At 40.6% G+C, this 22172-nt stretch carries 27 protein-coding genes, 1 tRNA gene and 1 other RNA gene; 10 read left to right on the top strand and 19 right to left on the bottom strand.

The features are described 5' to 3' along the window. The first annotated feature begins 27 nt into the window (after positions 1-27). The 3 genes from V4519_00850 to V4519_00860 all read left to right on the top strand — a co-directional run bounded on the left by V4519_00850 (position 28) and on the right by V4519_00860 (position 2570). Positions 28-1374 (top strand): hypothetical protein, encoded by a 1347-nt coding sequence (locus V4519_00850; protein ID MES2436539.1) that lies wholly within the window; start codon positions 28-30, stop codon positions 1372-1374. Next, on the top strand, positions 1364-2323 hold the full coding sequence (locus tag V4519_00855) for a CvpA family protein (GenBank protein MES2436540.1): 960 nt from the start codon (positions 1364-1366) through the stop codon (positions 2321-2323). The genes V4519_00850 and V4519_00855 overlap by 11 nt, the downstream gene beginning before the upstream one ends. Positions 2324-2396: 73 nt before the next feature. Beyond that, the gene (locus V4519_00860; protein MES2436541.1) at positions 2397-2570 is read left to right on the top strand and encodes a hypothetical protein; all 174 of its coding nucleotides are present in this window, start codon (positions 2397-2399) and stop codon (positions 2568-2570) included. 22 nt (positions 2571-2592) lie between these two features. Here the strand turns inward: V4519_00860 and V4519_00865 are convergent, their stop codons facing one another. The 4 genes from V4519_00865 to V4519_00880 all read right to left on the bottom strand — a co-directional run bounded on the left by V4519_00865 (position 2593) and on the right by V4519_00880 (position 4729). Continuing rightward, positions 2593-2958, bottom strand: a complete 366-nt coding sequence (locus tag V4519_00865; GenBank protein ID MES2436542.1) for a VanZ family protein — start codon at positions 2956-2958, stop codon at positions 2593-2595. Further along, the gene (locus V4519_00870; GenBank protein ID MES2436543.1) at positions 2955-3737 is read right to left on the bottom strand and encodes a DUF817 domain-containing protein; all 783 of its coding nucleotides are present in this window, start codon (positions 3735-3737) and stop codon (positions 2955-2957) included. The genes V4519_00865 and V4519_00870 overlap by 4 nt, the downstream gene beginning before the upstream one ends. A 44-nt stretch (positions 3738-3781) precedes the next feature. Continuing rightward, positions 3782-4414: a PH domain-containing protein gene (locus V4519_00875; GenBank protein MES2436544.1), complete on the bottom strand. Its 633-nt coding sequence runs from the start codon at positions 4412-4414 to the stop codon at positions 3782-3784. Positions 4415-4531: 117 nt separating this feature from the next. Beyond that, positions 4532-4729, bottom strand: coding sequence for a cold shock domain-containing protein (locus V4519_00880; protein MES2436545.1), 198 nt, complete (start codon positions 4727-4729; stop codon positions 4532-4534). Between the two features lie 193 nt (positions 4730-4922). Between V4519_00880 and V4519_00885 the strand changes: the two genes are divergently transcribed. The 3 genes from V4519_00885 (at position 4923) to V4519_00895 (ending at position 7434) form a co-directional block, all read left to right on the top strand. Further along, complete coding sequence (locus tag V4519_00885) at positions 4923-5138, top strand: hypothetical protein (GenBank protein ID MES2436546.1); 216 nt, start codon at positions 4923-4925, stop codon at positions 5136-5138. Positions 5139-5193: 55 nt separating this feature from the next. Further along, the gene (locus tag V4519_00890) at positions 5194-6213 is read left to right on the top strand and encodes a hypothetical protein (GenBank protein MES2436547.1); all 1020 of its coding nucleotides are present in this window, start codon (positions 5194-5196) and stop codon (positions 6211-6213) included. Positions 6214-6285: 72 nt separating this feature from the next. Beyond that, positions 6286-7434: a glycosyltransferase family 4 protein gene (locus V4519_00895; GenBank protein ID MES2436548.1), complete on the top strand. Its 1149-nt coding sequence runs from the start codon at positions 6286-6288 to the stop codon at positions 7432-7434. 22 nt (positions 7435-7456) lie between these two features. Here the strand turns inward: V4519_00895 and V4519_00900 are convergent, their stop codons facing one another. The 10 genes from V4519_00900 to V4519_00945 all read right to left on the bottom strand — a co-directional run bounded on the left by V4519_00900 (position 7457) and on the right by V4519_00945 (position 14331). Next, positions 7457-8752 (bottom strand): sodium:proton antiporter, encoded by a 1296-nt coding sequence (locus tag V4519_00900; protein ID MES2436549.1) that lies wholly within the window; start codon positions 8750-8752, stop codon positions 7457-7459. 136 nt (positions 8753-8888) lie between these two features. Next, complete coding sequence (locus tag V4519_00905; GenBank protein MES2436550.1) at positions 8889-9275, bottom strand: hypothetical protein; 387 nt, start codon at positions 9273-9275, stop codon at positions 8889-8891. 81 nt (positions 9276-9356) lie between these two features. Continuing rightward, positions 9357-9560 carry a hypothetical protein gene (locus V4519_00910; protein ID MES2436551.1) on the bottom strand — a complete coding sequence of 68 codons (204 nt, stop codon included), beginning with the start codon at positions 9558-9560 and terminating at the stop codon, positions 9357-9359. 11 nt (positions 9561-9571) lie between these two features. After that, on the bottom strand, positions 9572-9775 hold the full coding sequence (locus tag V4519_00915; GenBank protein ID MES2436552.1) for a helix-turn-helix transcriptional regulator: 204 nt from the start codon (positions 9773-9775) through the stop codon (positions 9572-9574). A gap of 7 nt (positions 9776-9782) precedes the next feature. Beyond that, entirely contained in the window at positions 9783-10265 is a 483-nt protein-coding gene (locus V4519_00920; protein MES2436553.1) for a DUF2975 domain-containing protein, read from the bottom strand. 111 nt (positions 10266-10376) lie between these two features. After that, the gene (locus V4519_00925; protein ID MES2436554.1) at positions 10377-11003 is read right to left on the bottom strand and encodes a hypothetical protein; all 627 of its coding nucleotides are present in this window, start codon (positions 11001-11003) and stop codon (positions 10377-10379) included. 166 nt (positions 11004-11169) lie between these two features. Continuing rightward, the gene (locus V4519_00930) at positions 11170-12243 is read right to left on the bottom strand and encodes an acyl-CoA desaturase (protein MES2436555.1); all 1074 of its coding nucleotides are present in this window, start codon (positions 12241-12243) and stop codon (positions 11170-11172) included. A 105-nt stretch (positions 12244-12348) separates the two neighbouring features. Then, a complete protein-coding gene (locus V4519_00935) occupies positions 12349-13119 on the bottom strand; it encodes an alpha/beta hydrolase (GenBank protein ID MES2436556.1) in 771 nt (256 codons plus the stop codon). Positions 13120-13249: 130 nt separating this feature from the next. Beyond that, positions 13250-13855: a hypothetical protein gene (locus V4519_00940; protein ID MES2436557.1), complete on the bottom strand. Its 606-nt coding sequence runs from the start codon at positions 13853-13855 to the stop codon at positions 13250-13252. A 155-nt stretch (positions 13856-14010) separates the two neighbouring features. Beyond that, positions 14011-14331 (bottom strand): hypothetical protein, encoded by a 321-nt coding sequence (locus V4519_00945; GenBank protein ID MES2436558.1) that lies wholly within the window; start codon positions 14329-14331, stop codon positions 14011-14013. A 613-nt stretch (positions 14332-14944) separates the two neighbouring features. On the opposite strand from V4519_00945, the gene V4519_00950 reads away from it, so the two are divergent. Next, positions 14945-15373, top strand: a complete 429-nt coding sequence (locus V4519_00950) for a hypothetical protein (GenBank protein MES2436559.1) — start codon at positions 14945-14947, stop codon at positions 15371-15373. Beyond that, entirely contained in the window at positions 15370-16662 is a 1293-nt protein-coding gene (locus tag V4519_00955; protein MES2436560.1) for a peptidoglycan-binding domain-containing protein, read from the top strand. Before V4519_00950 ends, V4519_00955 begins: the two co-directional genes overlap by 4 nt. A gap of 103 nt (positions 16663-16765) precedes the next feature. Here V4519_00955 and V4519_00960 read toward each other — a convergent pair whose 3' ends face one another. From V4519_00960 to smpB, 4 genes are all read right to left on the bottom strand, one after another. Continuing rightward, on the bottom strand, positions 16766-17437 hold the full coding sequence (locus V4519_00960) for a hypothetical protein (protein ID MES2436561.1): 672 nt from the start codon (positions 17435-17437) through the stop codon (positions 16766-16768). Positions 17438-17491: 54 nt separating this feature from the next. Further along, positions 17492-17737, bottom strand: a complete 246-nt coding sequence (locus V4519_00965; protein ID MES2436562.1) for a GIY-YIG nuclease family protein — start codon at positions 17735-17737, stop codon at positions 17492-17494. Between the two features lie 188 nt (positions 17738-17925). Continuing rightward, positions 17926-18337, bottom strand: a transfer-messenger RNA (tmRNA) gene (gene ssrA / locus V4519_00970). A 97-nt stretch (positions 18338-18434) separates the two neighbouring features. After that, entirely contained in the window at positions 18435-18917 is a 483-nt protein-coding gene (gene smpB / locus V4519_00975; GenBank protein ID MES2436563.1) for an SsrA-binding protein SmpB, read from the bottom strand. A gap of 58 nt (positions 18918-18975) precedes the next feature. Here smpB and ftsH point away from each other — a divergent pair, with 58 nt between their 5' ends. Beyond that, positions 18976-20907, top strand: a complete 1932-nt coding sequence (gene ftsH, locus V4519_00980) for an ATP-dependent zinc metalloprotease FtsH (protein MES2436564.1) — start codon at positions 18976-18978, stop codon at positions 20905-20907. Positions 20908-20953: 46 nt separating this feature from the next. On the opposite strand, the gene V4519_00985 is transcribed toward ftsH, so the two are convergent. Further along, positions 20954-21027, bottom strand: a tRNA-Ile gene (locus tag V4519_00985). Positions 21028-21101: 74 nt separating this feature from the next. Between V4519_00985 and V4519_00990 the strand changes: the two genes are divergently transcribed. After that, entirely contained in the window at positions 21102-22160 is a 1059-nt protein-coding gene (locus V4519_00990; protein MES2436565.1) for a peptidoglycan-binding domain-containing protein, read from the top strand. Positions 22161-22172 lie beyond the last annotated feature (12 nt).

The following is a 22172-nucleotide window of genomic DNA, read 5'->3' on the forward strand; positions in this document are numbered from 1 at the left end:
TTTGTATTATATAGTACTCTTATACATATGCTGAAATATTATAAAGAACATAAAGCACAAGTTGCTCTTGTCGCATTACTTATTATTGCACTAGTTGCAGGAATAGGGATGTATTATTTTGTCGCTCCAAATGAACCAAAGGCTAAACCTCCTATAGAGCAAGCTAGTATTCCAACTACTGAGTACAAAAATACAGAATATAATTTTACGGTTAATTATCCAGCTCAATGGATGCTTAGTGGGGAAGATCAATTTGCCTTAGAACATAAAAGTGGATGTATTGTAGCTATGAATAAACTTGATACAAAAGCATTACAAGAAAAATATTCAGGAGGACTTGATATATCTGCAGAGACTTTTTATGAAAATGATTCACGTGATGTATATATAGATAATTCCCATTTTACCTTAACTTCATATCAAGAGAGACCTCAAGATTCTAAAAGTGAGATTGCAATTATGGGTGCATATATAGAGCACTTTCCTACAGCTACTAGTTCAAATGTATTGTCCGTAAAAGGCAAAGACGGTAACTCACTTAATCCTGAATGTATTACTGATTTTTTAAGTCTCATTAAATCTGGCATTAATCTTTCAGGAGAACCGTACACTATTGTATATACATCTCAGGGGACAATTACATTGCGCACAAGCTCGTATGTGCTTGGCAGTAATCCTAATTGGGAAAACACTCGTGGTGTGCTCGTATTTACAGACACTAAAAAGAAAGAAACTGTGCTTTCATATGTAGATCTTTATTCATATGATCCGCAAAGTCAACTTGTAGGTGATGAATTCTACTTTATTAACACCACAGGTATGTTGTCTTCATTCAACCTTCTTACCAAAGAATTAAGAACACTAAGCCTTGCTGGTGTAACCTCCGTTGAATATTTTACTTCACCACGACTTAATGATTTTTTTGTGTATAAAGATACAGTTTTTTACCTCGCTGGAGACAATTGCAATGAATACCGTGCACAGTGTAATCTTGATCTCTATGCATATTCACTAACAACCGAACAGGTTAAGCTCCTTACATCTGGTGTGGCTGCTAGAAAGATTTTGGGATTTGATACTGCATCTCAGAAAATTTATATGGAATATCGTGATGGAGATGCAGGATGTATGTGGCAAAGTATCTACTCGTTCTCTTTAGAATTGGCCCAACTTCAGAGAGATGTTGATTATGGGTATTGTGAAGGGGATTCAGAAAATACTGATGCGTTAAAAAAAGTTGCTGATATCACCACAACGTTACAAGATCAGTTGCGGTATCTGAAAAATATACTAGTTAAAGATGGAGAGATTTTACCAGGTTCATATGTAAACACAGGTACATATGGTGCAATTCGATACAACGATGAATTATAGCGACATTATTTTTATTTTAATCTTAGGGTACTACTTGTACAGGGGATACAAGCTTGGATTTTTAGTGTTACTTACACGATTGGTTTCTTTTGGAGGAGGCCTATTTATTTCGCTCCTCATATATCAACATGTAGGTAGACTTTTGGTAGCACGAATCACAACTGTCCCATCTCAAATAGTGTATATAATTAGCTTTATTGTAGTATTTATTCTAGCAGAGCTCCTCTTGGGTATGATACTACGAAGAATCTTCCAGTTTATTCCTGAAGCATGGCGTTTGTCTCGAATAAATAAAATAGCTGGTGTTGTACCTGCAATTGTAGATGGATTTCTTTTCATTGGCTTACTGGTATTGCTTTCAACAATTTTGCCAGTACAAGCATCTATCAAGCAAAACGTATCGCAGTCACAGATTGGAGGATATGTGATGAATACAATTCCGAAGCTTGATGATTATGCTCAGCGGTTGTTTGGAAACCGTATAGAAGAATCGCTTACTCACTTTAGTGTTCGTCCAAATCCAGATGAAAGTGTTTCAATTCCGTTTAAGCCAAAAACCGTAAGTATCGATGAAGAAGCAGAACGGGCTATGCTTGATCTCGTAAATGAGGAACGTAGGAAGGTGGGCGCTCAGCCGCTTGTTATCGATCGTACTATTGTAGAAGTCGCTCGAAAGCATTCTCGTGATATGTGGCAGCGTGGGTATTTTGCGCATGAAAATCCTGATGGAGCAGATCCATTCGATCGTATGGAAGCTGGAGGAGCTAGCTTTATTACTGCTGGAGAAAATTTAGCATTTGCTCAGACTGTTGGTATTGCTCATACCGGACTTATGAATTCACCAGGACACAAAAGGAATATTTTGGATCCAAATTTTGGCAGAGTCGGCATTGGAGTCATAAGTGGAGGCATTTATGGGAAAATGTTTACACAAAATTTTGCAAACTAGTTTTTTAAAGTAATATTTCGCACGTGAGCTCGTCTCATATTCTATGAGCGATTATTATTTTAACTACATTTTTATGAAAGATGATAATAAAGTGCATGCAAAAGATACCTTACGAGATTTGAAAGACAATCCTAAGGAAGCTCTCCACAATGATTACGAGCAAACAAAGGCAGATATGCAAAGTATAAAGGAAAAAGCTACCGGTGAACGGTATGAAGATGAACCTTTTATGGATATGAGACTCTAGCTCATGAATAAAAAATCCTCAACTATATGTGAGGGTTTTTTGTTGAGAATAATTTTCCCAAAAGATAAAAGCTAAGAATCCCAACTAAACCAAATGATAGATCATGAAGATCAAAGGTACGTGAACTAGAAAGTACCTGAAGGCTCTCATCTATGAGAGCGAAAGCAATCACAAGTGTGATACCAAGAGATAGAGTAAAGCCAAAAATCTTAGTGGTTTTTCGTTGCAATGCTAGATCTGCTGCACTAGCAAGGATTCCAAATAACAGAAAATGTCCTACAGAGTCATAATAGGGGATCATTTTAATTGCAGTAGGCATGGTGCCTACATAGGCAAAAATAGAGAAGCAAACAAGAAAGATAAAAAATGCTAGTGCAAATAATTTCATATAGGTTTAGATACTCTATATCTTTTAACGTGTTTAAGATAGGCCACAATAATAAAACTAATAATAACCATTAAAAACCACGAGCTTATCTTTTGGAATGAAACAACCTGCCATGCATGAATCTGATCAGGATATTTCCAAGCACCAAGATAGGTCGAAATATTCTCTGCTATCCATATGAAAAATGCAATAAGCATGAATGCTATGCCTAATGGAATACTTCTGCGCTTAGTAGTTACGGTAAACAGAAATTTTGTTTTCCAAAAAAATATAAATATAAGTGGAATAAGCACAAATCTAATATCTTGAATAAAGTGATTGGTAAAGAAGTTTATATAAATAATAATGCCAATAAGTAAACTGCTAATATATGATGGATAGCTAGTAAGTTCAGCTTTAAATATTTTCCATGCTTGAGCTAAATAGCTTCCCACTGCAGCATACATAAATCCACTGTATAACGGCACATCGGCAATTTTAAATAAACCCTCTTCAGGATAGCTCCATGATCCAATTGATGGGTGCGTCTTATAAGCTTCAAGCGCAAACCCAATGACGTGAAATAAAAATATAACTTTTATCTCATCTTTTGTTTCAAGTTTTGTAAGATACAAAATAATCTGAATTCCAACTGCTGCGAGGAATAGAAAGTCATAGCGGGCTAGACCAAAGAGGGGAAGATGGTTTGATAAGAAAAGGAGAACAAAAAACGACCCAGCAAAAATAGAGGCTTGTGCCTCTTTAAGTCCGAATATAAAAAATTCCTGAATATGCTTCATGGATATTAGATATAACTATCCATGAAGGTACTATGTTACAAGGGTTATCGCAGTACCTGGCGTACATCCTCGTCATCCTCAAAATCATGATCTGAGTCATCAGTGTCCTCTTCTTCAACTATGTCTTGTTTGGAATCCAAGGTTTTAAGATCTTTTCGAAATCGTGCTTGATTGTTGTGTACCGTACCTTCTAATAGTATTTTTGAAAGTTTACGAGCAACTTTAATATCAATAATAGGAATAAGAAACTTTCTGTTTTTTGCCTGCATTTCTTCACGGCTGTTATCTGAGCTTGTTACGATATCAAGTCGAGCAAGACCACACATTCTAAAATGGTAAGGGCGATCTATGTGTACGTTACTAATTTGCTGATAGGGAATAGTAGTTTCATGAATAAAAAGAATTCCTCGGTGGAGATGAAGTGCATACTCATCAAGAATAAACTTATATGAACGATACATTACATTTGCTCGGAGATAGGCAACAAAGATAAAAGAGATACCAAAAAGCACACACCATTGTGAAAGCATTCCTACATCAATAAACCATTCGGGATGGTTTCCTAAGAATTCTGTGGCTGCTGTATTGAGGTGGCCAAAATACATTGCCCATGAGAGATAGATTAGACCAAGACCAATACCTGTAAGCCACCATCCATATGAGTAGAATAAATACATAAAAGTATTTTTTCCGCGTTTGTGTTTTTTCTCAAACTCGAGCATGTGTCTATTGTACAACAAAAGAGGCAACAAAAAATCCCCAACCTTTCGGCAGGGGATTCTTTGAGGGGAGCTTTATGCTCGCTGAACGTTGATAGCGTTCTTTCCTTTTTGTGTGTCTTCTGTATCAAAAGAAACAGCGTCACCTTCTCGTAGTTCGTCAAAACTAACGCCTACAAGAGAATTAGAGTGAAAGAAAATGTCCTTTCCTCCTTCTTCTGGAGCGATGAAACCGAATCCTTTGTCCATGATCTTTTTGATTGATCCTTTCATTGGTTTGATTGTGATTGATAATAAACAAATAGAATGTTCTTTTGATCGACGATTTCGAATCAAGCTCTTTGTTATTGGTAATACTATCATAGTACATGAAATTTGTCAATCTATAAATAATATGGTGAAATTTGAGGCGTTCATATAGAGTTAGATATACTATATATACATTTTATAAATAACTAGTAACTTTATGAGTGAATTTGGACCCTCACCAATCCCGCCAATGGGTGGGACAGGAGACTTCGAGAGGAAGCTTCAAGAAGAGATTAAAAAGAAAAAAGAAAAGGAAGGAGAAGAAGAGCAAGAAAATGATCCAGCATCTCCACAACCAGATGTTGAACAAAGAATAGAAAAGTTAAGAAAAGAAATAGAAGAGAGTGGTAAGGGTGGAGAATGGGTAGGGTAGTTCTTGTCCCACTGTTGAGTATGATATGATTTATGAATATACATAATTCATCATCATGGAACCACGACCACGAAAAGTTGTTCGAATATCTCGTAATAAAGTTTTGTTTGGAAGTATTGTACTTGTAGCTCTTATCTTGTTTGCTGCTCAAATGTCTATGAGCACTATGGGATTAAAGCCTGTTGAACTTCGCAACTCTGAAATCCCTGGTGTCGCTTCATCACCAACATCATATCCTTACGATGGTGGATATGGACGACCATATAATGGCACATCTGACATTACTGATACACGGGAATTTCTTAAAGTAAGCTACAACGGGAATATTAAGACTCGTGATGTTTCTGATGTTGTAAAAGATGTGAAGGGCGCTATCAGAGAAGTGGAGGGACGAATTGATTCTGAATCAACATCACCACAACATGGCTATGTTTCATTTGTTGTTCCAAAAAGTACTTTTGAAAATTTTAGAGCTCAGATCGAAAGTATCACGCATGCAAAGCTGTATACTGAAACCGTTTCATCACAAAATCTTTTGGGAGAGAAGCAGGGGATAGAACAAAATATGCAAGCAGCAACGACATCGCTTGCAACGCTTGAACAAGAAAAGAAGACGTTGGATGCTAAGCATGCTCAAGCTAGTGCTTCTATCAAACGAGATACAACTTCTGTACAAAGCCAACTTGTTTCAGTACGACAAAGAATGAACACAGCTCAAGATGAAAACGAGTATGCTTCATTACAGACAGAAGAGTCTACTCTCAATTACAGACTATCAGTACTTCAAGAAAACTTAAATAAAGAAAATAGAACATATGCAAATCAGAATGCAAATCTCGTTGCATATATTGAACAGGCTAAAAAGACAGTAGATGGTGTTGTAAAACAAGATACTCAATTTACAAATAATGTAGAAACAGTAAATGGATATGTGGCGGTGCAGTGGGTAAGTCTTTGGGATCTTGCGGTGCTATTCTCGCCGGTTCATCCATGCATTGTTATACTCATCCTTATTGCGATAGCTATCTTTTATACATATAGAAAGGGATATATTCCAAAGGTAGAGTTTGTATAAATCAGAGGGCCAATAGGTAATAAAAGACTCTAATCTAGACATATTACTTAAAGTGTGGTATTTTAGTGTGTAATGAAAATAGCTATTAATATCACCCGTGAACAAATGGGAGGTATTACCACAACAAACCTTAGTCTTCTCAATCAACTTCATGGGTCAAATGATGTGTCTTTTGTTGGAATAGAATTAAATAGCAACAGAAGCTTTAAATCAGCATCATTATTTAGACACTTGAGTCCTGAATGGTTTTCTCATCATGTAATAAGCGTGTGCGATTATCCCCTTGGAGTCATGATAAAGCGATCTAAGAATCTCGCTGATCTAGAAAAGAGATTTGCTCCCATAATCTTACTCATCAGAAAAATTTTACAAAAAGAACGACCTGACGTTGTTCTTTTAAATGGCACATATTACATGCCCTGGCTCATATCTATCGCATGTAAAAAAGAGAAGATCCCTGTAGTGCTTTGGTATGCGGGTGTACTTTCTCAAGAGACCTCTCATTTTGCGGTAAAAGAAAAGAACTTGATGTGGAATATGGAACGAGCTGTTGTACACAATGCAACCAAAGTAATTTTCCCATCAACTATTTGTAAAGAAAAAGTACAAAGATCTGTGGTGAATTCTACTAAAGTACGAAATGCATTGGTGATTCCAAATCCAATTTCTCCATTGTTTACTCAGCACAAATCACCAGAATCTTCTGTTGAAAATAGAATTGCTTTTGTTGGCCGATTTGCTCAAATCAAAAATCCTGCAGGTTTTATTAAAATACATAAAGCGCTTTTAAAATGTAAGTGGAAGCATGAGGCAACCATCGTAACAAACGTACAATCTATTGATCGTAGAAAAATCCCAAAGACTATCACTGTTTTGCCAAGTATGACTCCTAGTGAATTGAAGATATTCTATGCAACTCAAGGGGTAATTATATGCCCGTCATTATTTGAAACATTTGGTAATGTCCCAATCGAAGCAGCATGTATTGGTATTCCCGTTCTTGTACACAATAATATGGGATGCGCTGAAGTGCTCAATGAGTCTAATTTGAGAAAATGTGTTATTGATTTTAATGATGAAGCTGCCGTTATTAAAAGAGTAAAAGAATTGTGTGGCCAGCAGATTCTCATACGACAGATAAATAATTTAAGAAAAAGAGTAGACGTAAAATATATCTCGCAAGAAATAATTTTGGTAATTAAGAGTGTTATAGAGAAATAAAAAACCGCGAACGAGTCGCGGATTAGAAGAACTTGAGCATGAAGGTGATGATGATGAACAATACACCCAGGATGCTCACGCTCCAGATGATGTAGCCAAAGAACGAAGGCATCGAGATCCCGCGCCGTTTGGCAATGGCGAAGATCATAAAGTTTGGCGCATTGCCAATGTAGGTGAGTGCCCCCATATACACGGCGCCAAGACTGATGGCCTTCACGAGGTCTGGTGATTGTGCTGTCAGGTGGGGAAGCGAGGTCGAACCCGTTGTCGATTCGGCCATCGACATGAATACCAGGAACGTCGGCGCATTGTCGAGCACCGACGAGAACACACCGGTTGCCCAGAAGTACTGTGCTGGCTCGCTCACTCCAAGCGACGAACCTGAATGCTGCAGCAGCTGCAGTGCTGGGACCATTGTCATGAAGATCCCGGCGAATACGACTGCCACCTCCACTATCGGTCCGAACTCGAAGTTGTTTTTTTGTCGCGCCTCTTTTGCAATTGGCGCGAGCTTCGAGTACACGAGTGATATGACGATGGTGATCACGAAGATCACTTCACGCCACGGGCTCGCTACCGCAATGACACTGCCTACGATCACCATCATGAGCACTGCATTGCCAAGGCCGATGAGCATGAGTGGCTCCACATGCTCTTTGTCTTGAGCAATATCTTCGTTGGACTCCTTGTTGTAAAAGTACTTGTCGATCACGAGGTACACAGCGAGCAACACGATGCCGCTCACCAACCAGTAGACCCAAAGATTTCGGGCAAACCAGAAGAATTCGATTCCTCGCAAGTAGCCGAGGAAGAGCGGTGGGTCACCGAGGGGAGTGAGTAACCCTCCGAGATTGCTTACCAAAAAGATGAAAAACACGACAGTATGCCGCACGTGTTTTCGTTCTTGGTTGCTTCGCAATAGTGGATAGATCATGAGGATCGAGGCACCCATTGTGCCCACAACACTCGCCATGATGTATCCGCTCGCAAGCATCATCGCATTGCGGCCCGGCGTTGCTCGCAGATCACCCTTGATGTGGATGCCTGAGGCAACGATGAACAGCGCAGCGAGGAGCAGTATGAACTGCACAAATTCGATCCCCGCATGCACGATCAAGTTTCGATCGTGCTGTGCCACGTAGATGGCAACTGGTAAGCCGAGCGTGAGGATCACGCACAATTTCACCCAGTTTTTTTCCCACGCATGCTTGGTAAAGCTCACGAGGGGAAGGACTGCGATGAGGCCGAGCAGCACCGCAAACGGCACTACCGACCACAGTGTTGGAATCCACGAACTTGCTGCAAGTGATGAAATCACGACACCCTCTCTGTAAGAACAATTGAATCCGTTCAATCGACGGTCAGACTTTTAAATACCACATTATATATATAAAGTCAATATACTAGCAAATAAAAAACCATGAAGCGCGATGGTTTGTCGCGCACTCATGGTGTTAAATACTTAGCCCGATTTCTATCCGCAAAAGCTCTGAACACCTCTGCATGTCTTCAATCGGTAAGACATGTGCTTCCTTGAAATCTCGATGTCGATCTCTTACTTCTGGGATATCAAACACCGACTTCTTGATCATCCGGAAGCAGGCAGGATCATTTTTGATGATTGCCCAGTCTTCACCGGAACCGATGATGATTCCGCATACAAAAGCGATCCACATGTCCCACGCCTTGAACGAGTGTAGCTCGTCGTTGGGAACTTCCGGTTTCCACGTGGGCAGTGGGCCTGGGTTAAACTTTGCCTGTCCGCGTTGGAAGTAAATCATCGAGGTCGTGGGATTGTTTCTTCCATACACCCACAGACACTCAACCGCTGGCAGTTTCACAGACATCAATACCTCCTCGGTTTTGTACAGTAAAGGTACCGTAGATGATAGTACTAAAATCCAATAAAAAGGCCAGTCGATTTATTTAACTAGATATTTGCCGGCAACACTGAGTGCAAATGAAGGTAAAATAATACACACAGTAGTTTGAAGTAATCTAATAAGCACAATGTTGAAGACGGTGCTTCCATCACCATCAGGAGGAGTTGTTGCAATTAGAAGGATGCCAATAATACCGAAAGCTATAGATGCGTAGATAAATATTTTAGTAGCAATAGGTTGCATAGAAGTAGTAATTATTTTTTATATTCCAAAACATCACCTGGCTGGCAGTCTAATGCTTTGCAGATTGCATCAAGAGTTGTAAGTCGTACTGCTTTTGCTTTGCCGTTTTTCAAGATAGAAAGATTGGCCATAGTAATGCCCACTTTTTCTGTGAGTTCAGTAACGCTCATTTTTCGCTTTGCAAGCATAACGTCAATGTTGATAATAATTGCCATAAATAGTTTATACAGTTAATTCGTTTTCCTTTTTAATATCAACAACATTCTGTAAGAGTTTTTGTAGTACACCTGCAAAGGTGGCAATGATAAGTGGTGAACATACAAACGTCATTGCAAAAAGAATGAGTCCAGGTGCATCATCTCCATCAGCAATAAAAAATGCGAGCGGCATAATAAATACATAACACAAGGTCATACTACCTGCGCAGTACTTTATTGTTTTTAGAGCATTCACTGATTCCTGAGAGAACGCAGTGTTCTTATCAATGTATGTTAAAAGCTTGAGACCTTGATAGAGTGCGATGAAAAAGGGAATAGCACTGAGATATAGTCCTACAAATGCGAAAGGTTGCGACTCTTTAATTCCTGGCCACTCAAGTGCCATTCCTCTATATATGTGAGGGAATGCAAAAATGCAGAGGGCGAGTACCGCGAGTCCAAATACGATAATGACTGCTTTTAAAAATAATGTTGATCCTTTATTCATAAAACTATGATTAGTTGATGATAAAGAGCTTAGCATGGCGTATATCGTAAGTCAATAAATATATATTGTTTTATTATTTTGACTATAAAAAAAGCACTAATGACTTTAGTGCTATTTCGATGTATTGCGAACTGCGGCGAAGCATGTATTCTCCCAAGGGACCCTGAGATCCTGCCCTCCGGTCATGAAGTAGTTTGGAGCGAGTTGGAGTACTCGCTTGTTACTAATCTTCATGAGTACTGGGTTGTACCCAACGTGGGGTGGGCTCGTGTTGGTTTTATCAAACACCATTTCCCCAAGTGCCAGTACGATGTGGTCGTTCTGGAACTCGGGGTATTTGGCGCCGAAGGCCAAGAGCTCGACGAGATTTGCCGGACGGCAGTCGTTGTCGACGATGATCTTTAGGATGTCGTTCGTACGCATACTGCGTTCGAACGAAAACATGACCATCGTTTCTTCAGCGCTCGCTCGAGTGGTGTCCGAAATTGTACGCGGAATTCGCGGGTTAACCTCCACATACGTACCACGCTCGATATACTCATGCGAGCTGAGTGTCCGATCAACGGCAACCGAAAATTCTTTCGTTCGAACTTCTGGTCCCGATTCCTTGATCGGGTTCGTCATCGCTTTTTCCTGGGCCTCCTTCATCAACCGCTCGCCCTCGTTGTGGGGCGCGCAGCCGATGGTGAGGCCGAGGATCATGACGATGAGGAACGACAGACGGGGAAGCAGTGACATGGTTTCTCCTTGCAGGGCGCACTGGCTTTTAGTTTCTGCACATGCAGTTACTTCTTGCCAGTAAAGAACGGATCATCAGTACTACATCATATTTAATAATATAAGTCAAATATAGTTTTTAAATAAAAAACCGCACTACATACACATTGTGTAGACAGGCGGCGAATCAAGTTTGAGGTTTACCTAAAGAACGGAGCAGTCTGTAGTGGGACACAATGGCCAACCACATCGTGTCGTGTGAGTGGTAGGTCAGTTCGTGGCGTTTGCAGACCCGTCGTACGAGCCTGCAAATTTTGGGGTAGTGGATGTGGGAAATCCTGGGGAAGAGGTGGTGCTCGATCTGGTAATTTAATCCTCCTAGGAACCAGGTGAGCACTTTGTTTTTTGGAGCGAAGTTGGCCGTCGTGAGCACTTGATGCTCCGCCCACGCATTTTCCATTGCTCCCTGTTCGGGGTCTGGAAGCGGGAACTTTGTTTCTTCCACTACATGGGCAAGTTGGAATACGACGGCAAGTACCACACCCATACACCAACTGGCGAAAAGGTACACGAGCACTACCTGCCAGAACGGATGGAAGAGCGAAGGGATGACAAACGCCCATGTATAGAACAGAAGCTTGCCTCCAATGAACGTTGCTAGATGCACTCCTCGTGGGCGCGCGAACGGATATTTCCCGATCCGTCCACGTATGACGTTGAGGAAGTCATCGAAGAGTTGCCACTTCACAGGAACCAATCCGTACACAAACCACAAATAAATGTGTTGCACGCGGTGAAACCAAAGCCTGGGTTGCGTGGGCGCGAGACGCCCTAAGATCCCAGTATTGATGTCATCGTCATGCTCCGCAATATTTGTGTATGTGTGATGGACGATGTTGTGCTTGTGCGTCCACACGTACGAACTTCCCCCTATGGCATCGAGTGAGAATGCAGCGAGACGGTTGATCCATCGGTGTTTTGAAAACGCCTGATGATTCCCGTCGTGCTGAATGCAAAACCCGATTCCTGCCATCGCCAATCCAATGCTCATGGCGAGCAACATCGCTTGCCACCACGCGGTGGCAAAGAATACGAGCACGATGTAGCTCGCTGCTAGCCACAGCATGAGCGTGACCGCCTTCACGTAGAGGTCGGCAGTAGCATGGCGACTGCGCTTGGTCATCGCAAAGTAGCGATCCACCGTTTTTTTGAGGTCAGAGAAAAAATCGCTACGCTTCCGAAACTTGACTGGGGTGATCATGACACCCTCCTTTCGTTGTAATGCAATTGGTGCTGGTCCAACCAAAGTATACCATCTTGGATGTATATTAATTTGAAAGCAGAATCGCAAAGAAATAAAAAGTACCTATACCTCAGAATTCAATATCATTTCAATTTCTTTTTTTACATCCTCATCACTCTTTGTAGGCATGAGATCTCCTTTTTGATTTCCATAATTACCAGCTTGAGCATGATTCATTCCTTCAATAGGGAAGTCTCTCTGTGACGTTGGAAGATTGCTGCTATATGCTGAGAGTTTTTCAGGAGTTAATACACCATCAAGAGAACCATGAATATTTACTACCTTAAAGTTTTTACTTGATACATCGCTGTTGCAGTAGGTTCCTACTAAGAGTAATGTCTCAAACTTTTCTGCATGATTTTTTGCATACTCACATGCCATTGCTCCTCCCATTGAATGACCGCCAAGAGTCCATGTTTTTATTTCAGGATGTGTATCAATTATTTTACCAGCTTGGCCAATACTAAATATCGCGAGATTTAAAGGAGGTTTAGTAACAAACAATATAGAAGGAGAAGAAGTGCTGGTGACAATACTTTCTAATTTATAAAAGTAAGCTTGAGGATCAACTTTTGCTCCAGGATAATAGATAACTCCTTTTGTAGATGTTGTCGCATTAGGAGCAATCTCCCAGTATTTTGGATGCTCAGTTACTGTTATAAGATCTTTATTTGTATTTAAAAATTCTTGAAGTTTAGTTTGATCGGCTTTGTAAATTTGCTTTGCCCAGATTACAAAAGAAATAACAGCGATCAATAGGAGCGTTATAAGCGTAAGAACTATTTTCCTCCAGAGCTTCATTTTCTTAGGGGTAGGTTGGATAGCGGTTTGCATAAAATATATTATAAAGTGTTTTTTGTTTGTAGGATATTCATAAATAAAAAACTGCGAGATGCATAGAGATGTGAATCTCTCGGCTTTCTCGCAATAAGTTGGTTGGATGATCCTAACCGATCTTTTCCCTTCATTCCTCACTAAGAGGAAATTGGGTCGGAAGTTTCTCGACATGACGTACCATGACATCGAAACCTCTAAGAATTGTTGGCACGTCTACGCCCGAAAGCTTCACGTGTCCGAATCCCATCTGCCCCATGTCGAGAATCGTGACAACCGTCTCATTTGTCTCCACCTTGACCTCGATCCTTAAGATGCAGGAAAACTCGGAATCACCGATGCCTTCCAGCCTGCTCTTGAAGTGAGGTAACATCCCGAGCTTGGTGGCGTTGGACAAGACCCTGTCAGGGATTTCATACATCGCCACGACTTTGCACGGACCGGAGCGCATCTTGAAATACGTAGGGGCCCCAGGTTGCTTGTCGCCGAAGACCCGCACGAAATCGTCCGCATCAGTCTCAACTTTATGCTGTGCTGTCACGGGTAAGGACAGCACTAAGGATGTGTCATCCTTAAATTCGGCTTTCCCTCCATGAACACCGAATTTAGCCAGAAAGTCGCCGGCAATGTCTTCACCCAGCCTACGTGCTCCTTCTGGTGCCTGAAGATACCATTCCCTCTGGTCACCAGTGAACCCCGTTCCGATCAAGCGCACTTGAGGATTTCCCGATTTCACAATGCCTCCAAGGCAAGGGTTGTTTGATGAGAACTCTAAGAGGAAATTATAATAAAATACATGAGTTGTCAATTTTATTGTGAAAGTATCTAAAAGAAATAAAAATCCGCAAGAGAGTCGAGGAGAGAATTGAATCTCTCGCGGCTTTCTTGCGGCTACTCATCTTGCATGTGAAGCGACAACCTGATCATCGTGAACCATCTCGCAGGCACGAAATGTGTCGTCTTGAATTCCCCGGGTGTTCGTTCGTGGGGGAAGTTCACGACCTTACCCGTCTCAGGGGTGTAGGTGGTCAGCCCCATTTCGTTGGGGTTGCAGTTTATGAACTCGGAGTAGAGCTCATCAGGGTCGTTGGGATGTACACCCATCACCCCTCGTTCATCTGCCCGGAATCTCCGGATGATCTCGATGACCTCTCCGACTTCATGCCAGCCCCAACTCGCATATGGTTCTGGAATGTCTTTGAATCGATGCAAAGCGGGTAACACTTTCACGTTTATTCCTTACCACCTTATGGTGGCTGCATAGGAATCTGTTCTTACCTTGGGCTCCCAAGGTTTCTGCCATTGGTTATATAAAAAATAATAGAAGACTGCAAGTAATAAAAAGCCCCGCTAGCATGCCGGGGTGAGACTGCGGGCTCGATTGATGAGCACTTCCAAATAGCTGTGCACATCATAATCGAACCACTTCTTTGGACTGTTCGGGTTGAGAATCTTGTCCCTGCTAAACGCCACATGCCCGAGTGGTTCACACGCATCCGCAAGATCAGGATAACCTCTCGGCCAGGTTGGCGGATGATGATATCCGGTATAGAGTGTCGCGTCGATAAGGCACGGCTTGTGGTGTGGCAGGGAACTGAGCTTCACATCCCATGGTACAACTTTAAGCGTGATGAACCCTCGGGCTTTTATGATCCCGAAGATGATCGGCGACAACATTCGCCGCTGGTCCAATGGAACGTCGTGAACGACAGTGAGCAACGTAAGAATCATAATATCCCTCCTGGAGAAGATAATACGTCACGGGAGGGAATTGGCAAGAGATTATCAAATAGCTTTTTATGCTCAACTATTAGATAATTGTAAAATGAAGAAAATAATTAGTGTAATTGTAATTATTACAATTCTACTGTTAGGGTATATTAATATCTTTTACTCTGCACCCGCAGAAGATATCTTTGAATTTATTCAAGGATTATTACTGCTATTAATTACTATATTTGTGCCGGCAATATTTATAAAAAAATACATTAAAAGAACATCAAAGTTATTTGCTACTGGTAAAGGGCTTCTCGTTGGAGGATTACTGGCGATACTCTACAATCTTTTTGATTTTTATTTTATTAAAAAAATAGTAAATGGCGGTTGTGGTGATCTGTGTGGAATTTCAAATTTTATATTGGGTTTTCTAAGTATTGCCCTAATACTTGTAGGTATTATTTTGTTGATAATTAATATAGTTGTAAATATCAAAAGCGGCATTGGTAAAGTTATTGATACTAATTCAAAAAAATGAAAAATCATAAAAGAGGTTTTGCTCCAGTCATAATAATTTTTTTGGTAGTTGCTGCTCTTGGAGGTGGTGCATATGTATATACAAATGTTAATGACAAAAAAGAAATCAAAAAAACATTAATAAATGAAAATCCTTTGAATGAAACTCCACGTACTGAAAACATACCAAGTACGTCTTCACCATCTCCTAAAACAGCAACGACAACTGTTACTGCTACTACAACTGCAAAAGTTAAAGTAACACCACCTCCTGTTAAAAAAATAACTATAAGTTGTGCAGCACTCAAACGTAACCTCGTGGTGGGATCAGTGGGGGATGATGTCTATGAACTTCAACGATATCTTATGGATCAGGGATTACTCGTAAGAGCAGATTATATTCAAAAGGGAGTCTATGATGAATTTACTCGCGAAGCAGTAGCTCGACTTCATGCAAAGTTTTCAATTGTTCCTACCGACTTAAGTATTCCGCAGAAAGTTGGAAACTTTGAAAATAAGACCCGAGCATACTTACAAAATGGATGTACAAATACCCAATTGGTAGCAGCACCTCCTTCTCAGGAAAAACCATTCGATGCTGAATGTCTTTCAAGTTCAGCACCTGCTACTTCTATCGGCATTCCATGTAAACAAAATTTAACTACATCAGCATCGGCAAATGTCACAGTGATAACTCCAAATGGAGGTGAGGTGTATTCAATAGGTTCACAGATTCCTGTTATTCGATGGAAGGTACCTTCTCCCTATAATGCAATTGAACTTGTGCTTATGCCTATGAGTGGAACTAATACCAATAGCCCAATATATAGTGCAAAACTTAAGGGATATGGTTTTGGTGGATATGTCCCAAAACAAAACAGCCAATCAGTGGTAGATAGACCAATGATTATGACTGAAAATACTATTGATCAAACGATTCCTCCTGGGCAATATAAAATGAGAATTTACTATTATGCTGAAGGACAAGATTATACTGAAGCTGAATATCTACCCTTAGGCTATGATGACAGTGATCAATCATTTACACTTATTGATGCTCCAGAGATTACAGAATTTAGAACATCTCATGAAATTACAAGTGACATCAGATCTACTACATTGGTTTGGAAAACTACAAATGCAGCATTTTGTACAATGAGTGGTCCTAACTTCGCAGCAAATACTAGTGTGGAAATTGAGAGTGCCGTAAGTACTGGGAATTTAAATGCTACCAGTACCTATATGCTCACGTGTGAAAGTAAAAAAGGACAAAAGGTTTCAAAATCACTTACTGTTTTTGTAAGTCAATAAGAGTATAGAACTTAAATACACAAAAGGCTCAGATGAAAATCTGAGTCTTTTGTGTTTAATGAAGTTAGAATCTCCTTATATGGTGGGGTATTAAAACTTATATTTAAGAAACAAAACTTAAGAATTCATCACCAAAGTTTGTTGTCCTTTTCGCAAGCATACCTGAACTACTAGTCGTGGCATGGAGCGTGCCTTTTAAAGTTAACCCTTTTGCTTCAAGGTCCTGATATATCAAATCGTAGAACTCTCTTTTTCCACGAAGTTCAGGATATACTTCTTCCATAAATGTTGTTGCGCCACCCATTGAATATTTATCAAGGTTTACTCCATTAGTTATACAAGCATTTTTAGGGTCACTAAAATAATGCAAAATTTTAATATGCCAAGGAGTAATGTTATCAATGTATGATAAAAAGATCAGCTTCATATTATTGCTTATGGTTATATTTCTTGCTGTATTAACTATTGCGTTTTTTAAAGCATCTAGTTTTTCTTGTTCGTGATTTCTAATAGCAATTTGGGATGCATGAATGAAGACTGTAATAAACTCAGGATTATTCATCAGCTTTTCTTTTGATATAGATTCATCTTCAAGTCTGTTTATTCTCTCTGCCATTTCATTAAACCATTGGGTTTTTCGGGTTTCGAGCGGAGTATTTACTAAACCAAGTAGTTCTAATGCTGGCCCACCAATAGCAGGAATCATGGAAGCTACAATTTTTGTAATAAACATTGCATGATCGCCAACGGTTTCTTTTTCTGGGAGTTTACCCATGCTGCGATTATACTCCTGTGATAAAAATCAGCAAATTCATAGGTTCGATTCCCATCATGTCCACATGCTTATTAGCTTCTCCTTCTTATCTCTTCGCCATTTTTTAATCTGAATTTCTCTTTTGCGAGCAGAGGCCAATGTTGCATGTGTTTCAAGAAACACTATTTTGAATTCTGATTTAAATTTTGTGTAGTAAGCACCTCGCCCAGAGTTGTGCTCAGCTAATCTCCTTTGTGGTTCATCGGTTACTCCAATATATAAATTGTTATAGGAGTTTTTTATCATGTAGACGTAGTACATGAGAGGAGTATGAAACAGGGAAGGTGAAACAGATATAAAGAAAAGATAAACACAGAAAAGCCCGTTCGACTCCTCGAAGACTCGTCGCTCAGGGCACTCGATTCGCAGTAACAAAAAACACTACTGTTTTAACAATAGTGTTTTAGGTGGCTTGCCACGAGTGATCCTGCGTTCTTGCGCGGCGAATCGAGTGGAGATGGCGGGAATCGAACCCGCGTGCAAAAGAAGTTCTTAAATGGGTCTACAATGTATAGAGAATCTTAACCACCCGAAGGTGGGTTTAAACGCAGTGGGTAAAAAGATAATCAAAATTCCCACGTTGCCGAGTCCCTTTATTTCGATCAATCATCGGAACGAGTGAAAGATCTATCTCAACGATATACCACCAACACTTAGTAAGTTGAGAAAAAACTAAGGTGGCGTCGTCTGGCTACCGTTTAAAGGGGTTTACGCGAGAGCGAAAGCGAAGTTACTTGCGTAAGGCGAAGCAACTGCTGTTCGTGCTGATTTTGCACTTGAAGTTTCCGTCAGATTTAAGAGTTAACGGTGCTCTACATTGCGCAGATAAGAAACAAACTCTTGTCTAGGCCGATCATCCCCTGGGAGACATTCACTCACACTCATATATAGAGGGAAGTGAATAGCTTTCAGTGAACGACTGGCCGCAAAGTATTTAGTTTTCAAAGTGCTTACAAGACTAACGATCTTTATACTCTCTTCGTATCTGACGTTCGGTATCGCGTTTCTTTATTGATTCGCGTTTATCAAACTGCTTCTTTCCTCGAACTGTTGCAATTTCAACCTTAATCTTGTGTCCTTTATTATACACTGTAATTGGCACTATTGTCAATCCTTTAACGAGGCCTGCAAGTTTGGCTATTTCATTGCGTGTAAGCAACAATTTGCGGTTTTGCAGAGGATCATAATCATCTACATTTCCTACCTGATATGGAGGGATTTGCATGTGCATTATATAGGCTTCTCCACCACGAATGATGATATATGAGCCTTCAAGTGACCCTTGGCCCTTGCGAAGTGACTTCACTTCCTGACCAGATAGCACAATACCAGCCTCGAAGCGCTCGAGGATTTCGTAGGTAAAGTGGACTTTTCGGTTGTGGATGAGTGTGCTCACATAATTATGATAACAGAGCATGGCCGAAAGTATAGGGGAGCTCATGCGTCCATACATATATATACGGTAACGGGATAGCTTTTTTAATGTATAATAATCACCTATGAACGGAAATAATAATCAAACGCCAGGCCCGCGATCGCCTCAAAAGCCCAAGGCTCCGTCGGGAAATCAGTTTTTGAAGAATATGTTGACGGGTCTGTTTATCCTCTTCATGTTGATCTTGCTCTACTCAGTAGTAGCAGAACGACGAGGAAAGGCGGAAGAAATATCATTGTCTCAGTTGGCAAATGATATTACGTCAGGAAAGGTAACGAAAGTTGTGGTAAATGGTGATACGGTAAACGCGCATTACGATATTAAGAATGAGGTAGTAAAGACAGCAAAGAAGGAAGACGGTACTGCGCTTACTGACACATTGGTAAACTACGGAGTTACACCGCAGCAGCTTTCACAAGTTGCTATTCAAGTTGAAAATCCAAACGGCTTAGCATTTTGGGTTCTCAATCTTGCGCCGATTATTCTCCCAATCTTGATTGTTATCTTGATTGCATGGTTCATCACTCGCCAAGTGAAGGGAGCTGGTGTACAAGCATTCACCTTCGGACAATCAAAGGCTCGAATTATCCCACCAGATGATAAAAAGCAGCGAGTGACATTTAAGGATGTTGCCGGTGCTAAAGAAGCAAAAGAAGAACTCGCAGAAATTGTAGACTTCTTAAAGAATCCAAAAAAGTTCTTGGAGATTGGTGCACGAATTCCAAAAGGTATTCTTTTGATGGGTTCACCTGGAACTGGTAAGACATTGCTCGCTCGAGCAGTGGCAGGGGAAGCTCAAGTAGCATTCTTCTCAATCTCAGGTTCTGAATTCGTTGAAATGTTTGTGGGAGTAGGAGCTTCACGAGTACGAGATCTTTTCAAACTCGCAAAACAAGCTGCACCTGCAATTATCTTCGTCGACGAAATTGACGCCGTAGGACGAATTCGAGGAACAGGAGTAGGAGGAGGAAATGATGAACGAGAACAAACACTCAACCAGATTCTCGTTGAAATGGATGGATTCGAACCAAACGAAAAAGTTATCGTTATGGCCGCAACCAACCGACCAGACGTGCTCGACCCAGCGCTGTTGCGACCAGGACGATTTGACCGACGTGTGATGATTGATCCGCCAGACCGACATGACCGATTAGAAATTCTTAAAATTCATGCTCGCCAGAAACCATTTGGTGAAGATGTAAATCTTGAAGTGATTGCAGAACGAACTCCAGGATTTTCTGGAGCCGATCTCTACTCACTTATGAACGAAGGTGCTATCCTTGCAGCTCGTGAAAACCGAACAAAGATCACTCAATACGATCTTATCCGATCTATCGAAAAAGTTATGCTCGGACCGGAACGAAAGAGTCATATCTTAAACAAGCGAGAAAAAGAACTCACTGCATATCATGAAGCAGGACATGCACTCGTAGCATCAGTACTCGAACACTCAGACCCAGTGCACAAAATCTCTATCATCTCTCGAGGACGAGCAGCGGGATACACCCTGAAGCTTCCACTTGAAGATCGACGAATGCAGTCACGAAAAGAATTCATCGACGATATTGCAATGACCCTTGGAGGATTCATTGTAGAAAAGATGATCTACGGTGATACAACTACAGGTCCATCAAACGATCTTCAAGTATCAACAGCACTTGCACGAGATATGGTGACTCGATACGGTATGTCTGAGAAGCTTGGACCTATTGCTCTTGAAGGAGAGGGAGGACGAGCACTCTTCGGACGAGGTGTTGAAGACCATACTCACTCGGAAAAAATCTCTAGTCAGATTGATGAGGAAGTAGCATTGATTATGAACACTGCTTACAAGAAAGCAGAAGAGATTATCGTGAAGCATAGAAATGTGCTTGAGATAATCACTCGACGATTGATTGAAACAGAAACAATCGAACGAGAAGAATTTGATCAGATCCTTGTGGCAAACGGAATCAATCTAAAAAAGAGACAAGAAGAGGTTATAGCTAAAGTATAAGAACAACAAAACCCTGCAGAGATGCAGGGTTTTGTTTTGAAAAATGTCCACCCTCTTGGATTCGAACCAAGGACCACCGAGGTATAAGCTCGGTGCTCTAACCAACTGAGCTAAGGGTGGAATAGGCTGATTCTATAGGAAAAAGAAGCTTTAATCAATGTTACCTGAAAGCCGGGCTTGCGTAGTATATGCATATGAAAAACAATATTATTATCATTGCCGGTATTGCCGTACTCATGAGCTTGTTTTCAGTAGGCTCTACGGCTCACGCCCTTAGTCCTTTACCGGATTTTGAGCGACGAATGTGCGTTGGGATTGATTCAAATTTAACCGTAGGTTCACGAGATAAAGTTCCAACTGGATATGTATTTCGATTACAGCAGTATCTACAATCAGCAGGATTCTTAAATGTTAATCCAACAGGGTATTTTGGATCACTTACCAAAGAAGCAGTACGAAAATTCCAGCAATCAAATGGAGTTTCAGCAACTGGATATTTTGGACCTCTTACTCGAGCAAAGCTTAAAGCTGTAAGTTGTACAGATGATATGCCAACTCCACCAGTTGTATCAAAAGATTTTTCTATTAGTGCAACTACAGATAAATCTGTATATGTATCTGGTGAACCAATTGTTGTAACTATTACAGCAAAAAATATGGCATCAACTCCAAAGAATATGGAGTTTACCAATGGGTGTGAGACAGCTCTTAAAATTGGTGATTACGATCAAGTGCCAGTTCGACTTTGTATCTTGATGCTTAGTACAAAAACATTTGCAGCAGGGGAATCAAAGACATGGACAGTTACACTTCCAAAAGAAGAATATCAGGTACCTGTGGGAACTCACATTCTTGAAGCAAGTATCACAGGATACGGTGCAGCAAAAGTTCCTCTTACTGTAGTAGCATCACAAACAAGTCTAATGGTGACTTACCCAAAGGGAGGAGAGACATGGAAGATGGGAACTACACAAAAGGTTACATGGATGATGTCTAATGCAACACCATACTCACGAGTAGATATTAAAATCCGACCAGCCATAGTATGTATTACTACACCATGTGAAGCAGAACCAGTACTCTCAATTAAAAATGCGCCGTTTGATATTGCAAATCCATTTTACACCATCAATCTAAATCAAGGTGCAAACAAAGATGCGATTTTTTCTCCTGGAAATTATACAGCTGAAGTTTGCATAACAGGCACAACTATTTGTGCAAAGAGTGCATCACACTTTACTGTTGTTGAGTAAATTCTCTGGAAC

The organism is Patescibacteria group bacterium (assembly GCA_040387855.1).
Taxonomy (GTDB): domain Bacteria; phylum Patescibacteriota; class Minisyncoccia; order Phycocordibacterales; family JAKAEA01; genus JAZKCY01.

What these genes read in the sequence shown, in the direction of transcription:
- V4519_00850 (MES2436539.1), top strand. Translation starts at nt 28, where the DNA reads ATGCTGAAATATTATAAAGAACATAAAGCACAAGTTGCTCTTGTCGCA.
- V4519_00855 (MES2436540.1), top strand. Translation starts at nt 1,364, where the DNA reads ATGAATTATAGCGACATTATTTTTATTTTAATCTTAGGGTACTACTTG.
- V4519_00860 (MES2436541.1), top strand. Translation starts at nt 2,397, where the DNA reads ATGAAAGATGATAATAAAGTGCATGCAAAAGATACCTTACGAGATTTG.
- V4519_00865 (MES2436542.1), bottom strand. Translation starts at nt 2,958, where the DNA reads ATGAAATTATTTGCACTAGCATTTTTTATCTTTCTTGTTTGCTTCTCT.
- V4519_00870 (MES2436543.1), bottom strand. Translation starts at nt 3,737, where the DNA reads ATGAAGCATATTCAGGAATTTTTTATATTCGGACTTAAAGAGGCACAA.
- V4519_00875 (MES2436544.1), bottom strand. Translation starts at nt 4,414, where the DNA reads ATGTATTTATTCTACTCATATGGATGGTGGCTTACAGGTATTGGTCTT.
- V4519_00880 (MES2436545.1), bottom strand. Translation starts at nt 4,729, where the DNA reads ATGAAAGGATCAATCAAAAAGATCATGGACAAAGGATTCGGTTTCATC.
- V4519_00885 (MES2436546.1), top strand. Translation starts at nt 4,923, where the DNA reads ATGAGTGAATTTGGACCCTCACCAATCCCGCCAATGGGTGGGACAGGA.
- V4519_00890 (MES2436547.1), top strand. Translation starts at nt 5,194, where the DNA reads ATGGAACCACGACCACGAAAAGTTGTTCGAATATCTCGTAATAAAGTT.
- V4519_00895 (MES2436548.1), top strand. Translation starts at nt 6,286, where the DNA reads ATGAAAATAGCTATTAATATCACCCGTGAACAAATGGGAGGTATTACC.
- V4519_00910 (MES2436551.1), bottom strand. Translation starts at nt 9,560, where the DNA reads ATGCAACCTATTGCTACTAAAATATTTATCTACGCATCTATAGCTTTC.
- V4519_00915 (MES2436552.1), bottom strand. Translation starts at nt 9,775, where the DNA reads ATGGCAATTATTATCAACATTGACGTTATGCTTGCAAAGCGAAAAATG.
- V4519_00920 (MES2436553.1), bottom strand. Translation starts at nt 10,265, where the DNA reads ATGAATAAAGGATCAACATTATTTTTAAAAGCAGTCATTATCGTATTT.
- V4519_00925 (MES2436554.1), bottom strand. Translation starts at nt 11,003, where the DNA reads ATGTCACTGCTTCCCCGTCTGTCGTTCCTCATCGTCATGATCCTCGGC.
- V4519_00930 (MES2436555.1), bottom strand. Translation starts at nt 12,243, where the DNA reads ATGATCACCCCAGTCAAGTTTCGGAAGCGTAGCGATTTTTTCTCTGAC.
- V4519_00935 (MES2436556.1), bottom strand. Translation starts at nt 13,119, where the DNA reads ATGCAAACCGCTATCCAACCTACCCCTAAGAAAATGAAGCTCTGGAGG.
- V4519_00950 (MES2436559.1), top strand. Translation starts at nt 14,945, where the DNA reads ATGAAGAAAATAATTAGTGTAATTGTAATTATTACAATTCTACTGTTA.
- V4519_00955 (MES2436560.1), top strand. Translation starts at nt 15,370, where the DNA reads ATGAAAAATCATAAAAGAGGTTTTGCTCCAGTCATAATAATTTTTTTG.
- V4519_00960 (MES2436561.1), bottom strand. Translation starts at nt 17,437, where the DNA reads ATGGGTAAACTCCCAGAAAAAGAAACCGTTGGCGATCATGCAATGTTT.
- V4519_00965 (MES2436562.1), bottom strand. Translation starts at nt 17,737, where the DNA reads ATGTACTACGTCTACATGATAAAAAACTCCTATAACAATTTATATATT.
- smpB (MES2436563.1), bottom strand. Translation starts at nt 18,917, where the DNA reads ATGAGCTCCCCTATACTTTCGGCCATGCTCTGTTATCATAATTATGTG.
- ftsH (MES2436564.1), top strand. Translation starts at nt 18,976, where the DNA reads ATGAACGGAAATAATAATCAAACGCCAGGCCCGCGATCGCCTCAAAAG.
- V4519_00990 (MES2436565.1), top strand. Translation starts at nt 21,102, where the DNA reads ATGAAAAACAATATTATTATCATTGCCGGTATTGCCGTACTCATGAGC.